Source organism: Brevibacillus gelatini (assembly GCF_003710935.1).
Lineage (GTDB): Bacteria > Bacillota > Bacilli > Brevibacillales > Brevibacillaceae > Brevibacillus > Brevibacillus gelatini.
The window spans coordinates 68,824-77,321 of sequence record NZ_RHHS01000052.1 but is presented as its reverse complement, the minus strand read 5'-3'; the positions used below and the strand labels follow the sequence as shown (position 1 = coordinate 77,321).

Sequence of the window (8,498 nt, the reverse complement as noted above, 5' to 3'; positions counted from 1 at the left end):
CATTTTCGTATAAAAAGTCGGTATTTCGACTTTGAGAAGCCCCTTTTTGCCTTACAGAAACGCATGCTTTTGATGATGAAACGTTTGCGGAATTGCCCTTTTACGGACATCTCCATCCTGTCATGATGCTTTATGCGCGGTGATCCGTCGACTTCGCTGCTTGCACCTTGTCTTCTGCTGCTTTTCCTGCCGGCAGGCTGGAGACGGATGGTGCTGCTGGCTGGTCAGGATTGGCAGACGAAACGGACTGCGCGGAACCTTTTTGCATGAAATCGCTAATCATTTTGTTCATGTCCAGGCCGGAGACGTCCTTGAGCATTTCCGGCAGTTGGGCCATCAGCTTGGTGACGTTGCCGCTCAATCGGTTGACACCGTCTCCCTGGCCGCCGCCTGCGTCCACGATTGTCACCTTGTCGATCGCTTTCATCGGCTCGGCAATTTTCTCAGCCAGCTCAGGCAGCATTTTGGCGATAATGTCCAGGATAGCCGCATGTCCGAACTTTTCGAATGCTGCCGCCAGCTTTTCCTTCCCTTCCGCTTCGGCTTCCAGCTTGAGCCGCGTGACTTCCGCCTCGGCGCTTCCTCGCGCCTTCTCGGCTTCCGCAATCGCCAGACCTTCGAGGCGCTTCTGCTCTGCCATCGCCTTTGCCTCTGCCTCGATCCGGTACTTGAGCGCGTCCGCTTCTCTCAGCTTTTTCGCCTTTTCCGCTTCCGCTGCCTGCTCCACCGAGTAACGATCCGCGTCGGCCTTTTTCTTCACTTCGGCGTCGTACTGCCGCTCGCGGCGCAAAATTTCTTTTTCCTCCAGCTCGATCTCTTTTTGCTTGCGCACGAGATCGATCTTCATTTCCTCTTCCGTTACCTGCTGCTTGGCGACAGCCTCTTGCAGCTTGTAGGCTTGGTCAGCAGTCGCACGCGCTTTGTCCTGCTCCTGCCTGAAGGCAGCCACCTTCAATTCTTTTTCCTTTTCTGCTTCGGCAATGTTCGTTTCTTTCAGCAGTTCAGCCTTGCGCGCTTCTTCCTCAGCCTTGGCCTGCCGGATTCGCGCTTCCTTGTCTGCTTCTGCCTGGGAAATCGTCGCGTCCCGCTTCACTGCCGCGATCTGCGGAATCCCCAGTGCCGCCAGGTAGCCGTTTTTGTCGCGGACATCCTTGATCGTAAAGCTGACGACAGACAGTCCCATTTTTTTCAGGTCTTTCGTGGCGACCGCCTGCACCTCCTGGGCAAAGCGCTCACGGTTTTTGTAAATTTCCTCTACCGTCATGCTGCCGAGAATGGCACGCAGGTAGCCTTCGAGCACCTCCTGCGCCTCGGCGCGGAGGGCTTCGTCTTTTTTGCCCATGAACTGCTCGGCGGCAGTGGCAATATCCTCGATGGAACTGCCAACCTTGATGATCGCCACGCCGTCTGCCATGACAGGTACACCTTGCTCTGTGTACACTTCCGGGGTGGACACATCCAGTTTATGTGACAAAAGACTCAGAAAATTGGCCTGTTGAAAAATCGGGAGAATAAACGCACCGCCTCCGCGGACGATCTTCATTTTGCGGCCGGATTCATCGCTAAGTACGTTTTTCGTGCCCAGGTAGCTGCCCGTCACGATCATGGCTTCGTCGGCGCCAACCGTTTTATACCGCGCCCAAAACGCGATCCCCAACACGACAAAGACGGCGACGACAATGCCGACCGTAGTCAAGATGTCGAGTTCAAACATGTTCGCTCAGCTCCTTTTTAAGAATCAGTTGAGAAAGGAATAACGTACAGGACATGGTCGCGCACTTCCACCACCACGACACGGGTTCCTTGCGGGATGCTTTTTCCCTCCAGGCTGGCCGCCATATGGTAAGTCGTCCCGCTAATCATGGGCAGCAGCACTTCGCCAAGGCCTTCTGCCGGAATCGTCGTCCCTACCTCACCAAGCTTGCCGCTCAACTGGGTCATGGAATAGCCAGTAGAGTTTTCCACGTTGCTCATCGGCTTCACCCAGAGGAAGTACGCGAAGACAGCAAGCCCCGCCCCAATGACCGCGGCCAGTGCCAGCACCACCAGATCAGACAGGGAGGTATATCGGGACAAAATATATCCGGCGCCGCCAAAAGCGGTGAGGCCGCTAACGAACGTGATTGGTTGAAACAGCGGCAAATGAAGCTGTTCGAGCCAATCCGAGACCGCATCGCCGAATAAAAGCGAAAAGACGGTAAAAATAATGCCACTCACCAGGCAGACCATGTAGACGGTTTCAAGCACGCCCAAACCTGTCACTCCTTTCCAAGAATACATCTATTTTTCATTACGAACGAACGGGAAAAAGGTTGCGTAAATAAGGAGAATCCTTTTGCACAACCAATGCCAAAAACAACAGCACCGCCCCACTTTTTCAGGACGGTGCACCGCGCTTTTCGTTCAATTTGTCTGGTCCAGCATGTTCCCCATATACCCCGGACGATAAACCGGGTCGCTCAACGCTTGCAAAACCTGGTCAGGCCGCGCGCTATGGTACTGCGGCAGCGCCCGCCACTCCTCCAGCGTCACCCAGCCGGCCCACTCGATCTCCTCGTCCTCCAGCCCACCGGGAATCGGCGTCGTTTCCTCGCCGACCAGTTTGGCCAGTACGGCAATTCCCACGGTATGCTTTCCGTCTCCTTCCTGGTCAATCCGGTCATCGACCCACAGCAGACGATCCATTTCGACGAGCAATCCCGTTTCTTCCCACACTTCTCTTCTCGTCGCATCCGGAATCGCTTCCAAATATTCCACATTTCCGCCCGGCAAGCTGTAAAAAGTCCCGTTCTTGCTCTTTTCCCGAATCACCAAAATTTTTCCTTCATGCCAAACCACTACAGTCACTCTCAACCGAATCTCTTTCATCCCGCTCGCTCCCTTCTCAGATGGCAGGGGTACGCAATACATGCAAGGAATCTACGCCGAAGTCCGCAAACCGTTCCTGCAGTGCATCCAGTCCAAAGCTCTCGACATACCTGGCTTCCGACTCCGCTATCGCATGCAGCATCATAAACCGGATTACGTCTGTTCCGTTCGTATAGTATTCAAAGCCGACATCCTCAAAAAAGGCTGGAGTAAGAACCGCGTGATTCAGCACAGAGCCTTCCACAATTACGTCGGCAAGCTTGAACACATCTCCTGCCTGCACGCGCGTCCGCTCTTTGTCCCACTGACGAATCACCTGTGAAGCAATCGTTGCGAGATGCGCAATCATTTCCTTTTGAAAGCGGTAAGAATAGAGCATACATTCTCTCGCTCCCGTTTTATGCAGCTCCAGCGTAACGTATGTCCACCATCCCCGCCTGCGCGACGCCGGATAGACGCCAATCAGCACATCCGCCTCTTCAAGCTGATACAGCTCTCCCCGGCTCCCCCAAAAACGCTCACAATGATGAATCAGCTGCCTTGTTACCAGCATATGTGTTTCCTCGCTTCAACAAGAAAAAAATGTGCGGCTCACCTGACGAAGCCTCGCTTCGCCACTTTTTTTGCCAGAACTTCTGTTGTCTTGCTCCAATGCCTTTCTGTCGAGACCTAAAAAAGCATGCCTGTAAAGCAAGCATACTTTTGCATGTGTGTCGTATTGGCGGTGTAGCTCATTCAACAATCGTACCTGATTATTTTAACACTGCTTAAAAGGATAGTACAAGCCAAGGGCTGGCTTCTCGCAAGCCGTGACCCAAGCGGTGACAACGGTTTCTCTGACAAAAATAAAGTTCTTTCTTGCCCCCTATATTCTTTTATAGTGAACCAAATTGAAATTACTTAGTTTTACAGCTATTTGCTTCCCGCTAAACTGTTCCATTTCCTTTTCCCCGAAGCCTAGCGTTATCAAGTCATCTGGCCCTATCCCCATACTATACTCCATGGCAAGTTCTTCATTGTTTTGCACATCATAAAAGCGCGGCTTTATGAAAACACCTGAATAACTCAATTCCCCGTTGTCTTTGTGAATGACAGTAGAAGTGACAAATGTTCCTTCCTCTTTATTGTAATTTGAGCTGAATTTTATATTTACATATGTCATTTGCCCATTATTTTTAATTTCACTAACATAAATTCGAGTATTGTTAGCATCATAAAAAATATAATCAACAGTTTTGCTTCCGCCTGCTTCGGGAAGCCATGTCGGATCGAAAATAAACTCAGTAGCGATGCTTTCTGATTGGCTTACAATCTTATATCCTCTCTCTGCAAAGATTTGTTCTTGTACAGTGTCTTGGGCGGGGATGTAGTTGAGCACTAACAAAAATACCAGCCCCGCGAATATCACAGTGATCCAGTAATGCGCGTTCTTTGCGTCCAAGCTTGTCACTTCCTGTATTTCTCTTGCCTGTTTTTCGAGTTACATAAATATTTGTTTTCAAGCCAGTAAAGAGAGCACACTGTAGCTTTGCATTCTACCTCACTACCATTTTGCCACATAATCCCTGTAAAAGGGAACTATTTCCACCTATTTCGACTTGTGTTATCATAAAAAAATAGCAAACGATAAATTTTTTTAGGGGGGCTTCCTATGTTTACGGAAGTAATCGGAGATTTACTCCTTACTTACCGACAACGGGAAAATATATCGTTGAGTGAGCTTGCAGAACGTACAGGTATTAGCAAGGCAGCCCTTTCCAAAATTGAATCACGGGAAACAAAGCGACCAGGGTTTTCCCAATGGAAAAAAATCGCGAGTGCTCTCCAAATTCCGGATGTCGACATCATTACTGCCTATCTGGACAGCACGGACAGACCTGCGTCCATTCAGTTACTATTGAAAGAAGCAATTGAGCTTAATTACCCGCCGGTGGTGCAACGGGTGGCGATGAGGCTGCTGGAAACGCCAAAAATGGATACTTTTATCGCGTTGGATCATCTTCTTCAGGCGACAAATGACGCAAAGGATCACAGCGTCCTCTTGGCCCTGTATGAAGTAATCATTGATTACGCGAGAAAACGCGGCATCCCCTTCTATCTGGGAAAAGGTCTCTACGAACGCTATATGCTCGAAAGAGATGATTTTTCAAGATTTGAAGAAACGTATCGCAGAGGGAAGGAACTGCTGCACTACACGGATATGCTCCAGCCGATTGAGCGCATTACCTTTTTCTATCGAATGGGAACGCATGCCTATATCTTGGGATACTACATGGAAAGCATTGAGTTTTGTCGGAAAGGGATCCTCGAAGACGAGACAGACAACAAGGCCAAAGCCTCCGCTCTCATTTCCATTGTCAATTCCTACTTGAGGTTGGGCGATCTGATCCTGGCTGAACTGTATCTGAAAAAGTATGAAGATAGCGAATATGCAGACTACCGAAAAAATCATTTGCGAGCACTTCTGCACGCGAAACAGGAACGGCATGAGGATGCAATCAGACTGTACGAGCAGTGCCTCGCAGAAGCAGGGCAGGACAGCCGGGTTACGATTGTGAGCGATCTTTTGGAAGTCTATTTGGAGAGTGGAAAAGAGGATCTGATAAAAGAGCTGATCGTTTCGGAGGATCAGTTTTTACCTTCGGACATATTGGCCCATCCCTATCGAATCAAACTGGCAGCGAGGTATTACAAGCGCAAAGGCGTGAGCCAGATCGCGGTTGGCTGCGTTGAGGACGGGTTTGACAGCCTCCTCCAGAGCATTAGCTACTATCAGCAGTTAGGAGCGTCAGAAAAAGTAGCGGAGGGTATAGGACTCTTCCTGAAACATCACCGCCTGCAAGGAAAAAATATTTCATTCGAAGATATGGAATTTATTGAGAGGTTATGCCATAATAAGGTAGTAAATGAATAAGGGAGGTACAGCCCGTGAAAAAGAAATTGTTCCTATTCGCGTTTGCTTTCCTTGTCACAACGATACCGTTCACAGCAGTAAGTCAACCAGACTACTTCATCATACGCAACGGAGCAGAACCAGACTGGTAATCTGCTTCCCCCCACGCTGCCCCTGTAATGAGGTCGAACTCGTTACGGGGGTATTTGTTTTTCGAGAACCTATGCCGGGGCACTTCCTTCTGCTTCCATTCATATTTACACTGAACCCCACTAGCATGAGCGCTTCAGAATTCATTTCTCTCTCCCGGCCATCCCCTTCCTCCCCAAACTTATCCCGTTTCCGTCGCATAAAATTCCCCTCCCCGATGCCTTCTGCACACGTCCACATCTTCGAATTGTCAAAATTTTCTCTGTTATAATACAGGATATTATTATATAATAACTGTGTGTTGTTATAGAACAGAACGTATAACGTTACATGTGCATACCAGGAGGGGTCCAAGTGGAGAGAGAGCAAATTTTGATGCTGGATGAGCGGGCAAATCTCAACAACTACGAGGAAGCGGTACGAACGATGGACTGGCAGCAAGTCGAGCAACAATTTACCTGGTTTGAAACAGGCAAAGTAAACATCATGTATGAGGCGATTGACCGTCATGTAATGGAAGGGCGGGGAGAGCGCATCGCCTTCCATTACACGGATCGCCAGCGAGAGGAAAGCTACACGTTTTCCGACGTGATGAAGCTGAGCTCGCGCTTCGCAAGCGGATTGCGTTCGCTCGGCGTGACAAAAGGCGACCGGGTTTTCCTGTTCATGCCGCGCAGTCCTGAGCTGTATATCGCTTTTGTCGGTATTCTCCGCATCGGAGCCATTGCCGGCCCTTTGTTTGAAGCATTCATGGAAGAAGCGGTAAAAGACCGGTTGGAAGACAGCGGCGCCAAAGTTATCGTCACGACGGCTGCGCTGGCCTCGCGCATACGCACGCAGGAGCTGCCGCAACTGCAGCATGTGATCCTCATTGATGCGCCCGAAACAACCGAAGCGAACCAGATCCTTTACCAAGACCTGATGAACAATAGCAGCGATGAGTACGTGATCGAATGGGTGGATCGCGAAGACGGCATGATTTTGAACTATACCTCCGGATCTACGGGAAAACCGAAAGGCGTCCTGCACGTCCATGACGCGATGATCCACCAGAAGCTGGCAGGGCAATGGGTGTACGACCTGCGCGAAGACGACATTTACTGGTGTACCGCTGATCCAGGCTGGGTAACAGGCACTTCCGGAGGCGTGCTTTCGCCGTGGCTGAACGGCGTGACCATCGTGATCCGCGGCGGACGTTTTGACGCGGACGAATGGTACTCGACGCTGGAAAAGTACGGGGTGACAGTCTGGTTCAGTGCCCCTACCGCTTTTCGCATGCTAATGGCAAAGGGCGAACGCCAGCCTTTGCAAAAATACAATCTCTCCAGGCTGCGCCACGTGCTGTCCGCCGGAGAACCGCTCAATCCGGAAGTAATCCGCTGGGGGCTGGAAACGCTAAAAATACGCATCCACGACAACTGGTGGATGACCGAAACCGGTTCCTCCATGTGCGCGAACTTCCGCTGCAATCCGCTGCGGCCCGGCTCCATGGGGAAACCGCTGCCAGGCATCACGATGGCGATTGTGGACGATGCGGGAAACGAGCTTCCCCCCAATCGGCTGGGCAACCTGGCGATCAAGCCGAAATGGCCGGCTATGGTTCGCGCAATCTGGAATCATCCAAGCAAATACGAAAAATACTTCTTGAACGGTTGGTTCGTGACAGGAGACTCCGCTTACAAGGATGCGGACGGGTACTTCTGGTTCGAAGGCCGCGTGGACGACGTCATCAATACGTCTGGAGAACGTGTTGGGCCGTTTGAGGTCGAGAGCAAGCTGGTCGAGCATCCGGCGATTGCAGAAGCTGGCGTCATCGGCGTTCCTGATCCGTTGCGCGGAGAAGTCATCAAGGCGTTTATCTCACTGCGGGCTGGCTATGAAGAAAGCGACGCGCTGAAAGAAGAAATCAGGGAGTTCGTGCGGACACGCCTGGCTGCACATGCAGCACCGCGCCTGATCGAGGTGAGACAGACACTGCCGAAAACCAACTCTGGCAAAATCATGCGCCGCGTACTGAAGGCATGGGAGCTTGGATTGCCGACAGGCGATTTGTCGACCATGGAAGCTTGAGAGAAGGCTGCTGACAGAGCAGGCGGCCCCTTCCGAGCTGGTAACGATCGCGTAATCGCTCTTGCCCCGCCAGTGCTTCAAAACTCATGTGGAATATCCATGAAACACGCCAAGAAATATGTTATAATTAACCAAAAAAGGAAGTTGGTGTTTCGTTTGAGCAAGCTCCCTCTCTGGGTTTCTGTCACTGCAATCATCGTCATTGTGATGGCAGTAACTTCCCTTCTAATCGATGTTCCTTTTTTAGAAATCTTGAATACGCTTGGCTTGGTTGTTCTCATGGTTTCTTTAGGAGCATTTGCATGGAACAAAAATAAAGCCAGAGCTTACACTTTTTTGGGTGTCAGTATGTTTTTGGTTTTTGTGCTGGCTTTTCAGATTTTTACTTTGTAGCAAAACACAGCTATTGTTCTGCAAAAATTGCGAAAGCCACCTAAAATACTGCCCTAACAAGGATGAAAGGGCGTCCAGCAGTCAGTTTTCCCTGACTTTCTGGACACCCCCTTTTTTTAAAAGC

At 50.4% G+C, this 8,498-nt stretch carries 8 protein-coding genes; 3 read left to right on the top strand and 5 right to left on the bottom strand.

Features of this window, described 5'->3' with window-relative positions; genetic code table 11:
- Positions 1-130: 130 nt before the first annotated feature.
- From EDM57_RS20460 to EDM57_RS20440, 5 genes are all read right to left on the bottom strand, one after another.
- Positions 131-1,714, bottom strand: coding sequence for a flotillin lipid rafts scaffold protein FloT (locus EDM57_RS20460; RefSeq protein WP_122906540.1), 1,584 nt, complete (start codon positions 1,712-1,714; stop codon positions 131-133).
- A gap of 17 nt (positions 1,715-1,731) precedes the next feature.
- Complete coding sequence (locus EDM57_RS20455; RefSeq protein WP_122906539.1) at positions 1,732-2,253, bottom strand: NfeD family membrane protein; 522 nt, start codon at positions 2,251-2,253, stop codon at positions 1,732-1,734.
- A gap of 150 nt (positions 2,254-2,403) precedes the next feature.
- Entirely contained in the window at positions 2,404-2,868 is a 465-nt protein-coding gene (locus EDM57_RS20450; protein WP_122906538.1) for an NUDIX domain-containing protein, read from the bottom strand.
- A 16-nt stretch (positions 2,869-2,884) separates the two neighbouring features.
- A complete protein-coding gene (locus tag EDM57_RS20445) occupies positions 2,885-3,421 on the bottom strand; it encodes a suppressor of fused domain protein (protein WP_122906537.1) in 537 nt (178 codons plus the stop codon).
- Between the two features lie 312 nt (positions 3,422-3,733).
- Positions 3,734-4,318 carry a hypothetical protein gene (locus tag EDM57_RS20440; protein WP_122906536.1) on the bottom strand — a complete coding sequence of 195 codons (585 nt, stop codon included), beginning with the start codon at positions 4,316-4,318 and terminating at the stop codon, positions 3,734-3,736.
- 201 nt (positions 4,319-4,519) lie between these two features.
- Here EDM57_RS20440 and EDM57_RS20435 point away from each other — a divergent pair, with 201 nt between their 5' ends.
- The 3 genes from EDM57_RS20435 (at position 4,520) to EDM57_RS20420 (ending at position 8,374) form a co-directional block, all read left to right on the top strand.
- Positions 4,520-5,782 carry a helix-turn-helix domain-containing protein gene (locus EDM57_RS20435; RefSeq protein WP_122906535.1) on the top strand — a complete coding sequence of 421 codons (1,263 nt, stop codon included), beginning with the start codon at positions 4,520-4,522 and terminating at the stop codon, positions 5,780-5,782.
- Between the two features lie 504 nt (positions 5,783-6,286).
- Positions 6,287-7,981, top strand: a complete 1,695-nt coding sequence (gene acsA / locus EDM57_RS20425; protein ID WP_122906545.1) for an acetate--CoA ligase — start codon at positions 6,287-6,289, stop codon at positions 7,979-7,981.
- 99 nt (positions 7,982-8,080) lie between these two features.
- Positions 8,081-8,374 (top strand): hypothetical protein, encoded by a 294-nt coding sequence (locus EDM57_RS20420; protein WP_246005868.1) that lies wholly within the window; start codon positions 8,081-8,083, stop codon positions 8,372-8,374.
- Positions 8,375-8,498: the final 124 nt, after the last annotated feature.

Excerpts from the sequence above, each read along its gene's own strand:
- EDM57_RS20435 (WP_122906535.1), top strand. The coding sequence starts at position 4,520 with ATGTTTACGGAAGTAATCGGAGATTTACTCCTTACTTACCGACAACGG.
- EDM57_RS20420 (WP_246005868.1), top strand. The coding sequence starts at position 8,081 with ATGAAACACGCCAAGAAATATGTTATAATTAACCAAAAAAGGAAGTTG.
- EDM57_RS20460 (WP_122906540.1), bottom strand. The coding sequence starts at position 1,714 with ATGTTTGAACTCGACATCTTGACTACGGTCGGCATTGTCGTCGCCGTC.
- EDM57_RS20450 (WP_122906538.1), bottom strand. The coding sequence starts at position 2,868 with ATGAAAGAGATTCGGTTGAGAGTGACTGTAGTGGTTTGGCATGAAGGA.
- EDM57_RS20445 (WP_122906537.1), bottom strand. The coding sequence starts at position 3,421 with ATGCTGGTAACAAGGCAGCTGATTCATCATTGTGAGCGTTTTTGGGGG.
- acsA (WP_122906545.1), top strand. The coding sequence starts at position 6,287 with ATGCTGGATGAGCGGGCAAATCTCAACAACTACGAGGAAGCGGTACGA.